Annotated in this window: 1 pseudogene; it reads left to right on the forward strand. The window is 63.8% G+C overall.

The window, feature by feature from the left end:
- A pseudogene (locus AC1DT2_RS23675) lies at positions 1–1,126 on the forward strand (serine hydrolase domain-containing protein); the annotation flags it as partial.
- Positions 1,127–1,298 lie beyond the last annotated feature (172 nt).

A 1,298-nucleotide genomic window follows, 5' to 3' on the forward strand; every position in this document is an offset into this window, starting at 1 on the left:
CTTCATGATCGCGCAGCTGGAGGGCGGGACCTATAACGGCGCACGGATTCTCGAGCCGGCGACGGTTGCGCTGATGCATACGCCGCAACGCACCGCCGCACCGGGTCTCAACGGCTTCGACCTGGGCTTTTACCAGGAAGACAGCCACGGCCAGCGTATCGTCGGCCACGCCGGCGACCTCGACTATTTCCACAGCGATCTGCACCTGATGCTGGATGCCCACGTCGGGTTCTTTATCTCGATGAACAGCGCCGGCAACGAAGGCGGCGCGGGCGTCATTCGAGCCGCCATGTTCCGCGCCTTCCTCGATCGCTATTTCCCGAACGTCGTCCCGTCACAACCGACCGCGCCGAGCGCCAAAGCGGATGCTGCGCGGGTCGCGGGTTGGTATAGCGCCAGCCGACGGAACGAAAGTGCGATGCGTCCGCTTTATCTGTTGACGCAGGTCCAGGTGGCGGCCATGCCCGATGACACCATCGCGGTCTCGGCATTGACCAGCGATGCGGGTGTGCCGCTGCACTGGCGCGAAGTGGGACCCCTGGAATATCGCGAAGTCAACGGCATCCGCAAGCTGAAATTCGTAGCCGACGCGCAGGGCGCCATCCGCTACTGGGCCACGGATGCCGAGCCGCCGGTGTTCGTCTTCCAGACCGTCTCGGGCTTCAGATCGCTGGGTTCGGTGCGCTTGTTAGCCGGGCTTTCCCTTCTGATCCTGATGGTCGCGCTGATCAGTTGGCCCGTGGGTTGGGGCGTGCGCAGGCACTACCGCCAGCGGCTTGAACTCACCTCCGTGCAGAGGCGCTCGCGTACGCTTTCTCGTCTTGGGCTCCTGGCGCTGTTCCTGGTGCTGCTGGGCTGGCTGGTCTTGATGGTGGTCCTCACCGCGACCAATGCGATCCCGCTGGTGCAAGGCACGATCACGCCCTGGCTGTATGTGCTTTACGTGMTCGGCGTAGTGGGGCTGATCGGCGCCATAGCGGTGGTCGCCCACGGCGTGCGGGCCTGGATGACGCCACGCCGAAGCGGTTGGGTGCGGCTCGGAGAAACGCTGCTCGCGCTGGTGGCCATCTATCTGGCCTGGTTCATCGTGGTGTTCGGGCTGGTGAGCTTCAGCGCCCGTTATTGAGCGAAAGCATTCGGAGTAGTCATGCATAGCAACCGACATGTTCGCCTGCAACTGCAGGCGAACATCGAGAAGTGGCCGACGAAGCAGCCTTTCCACATCACCGGCTACACGTTCACCGCCTTCGAGGCAGTCGTGGTGAGCCTTCGCGATGGCGACCTGGTGGGTCGTGGGG

It is taken from the genome of Luteibacter sp. P4_E6, from assembly GCF_056401535.1.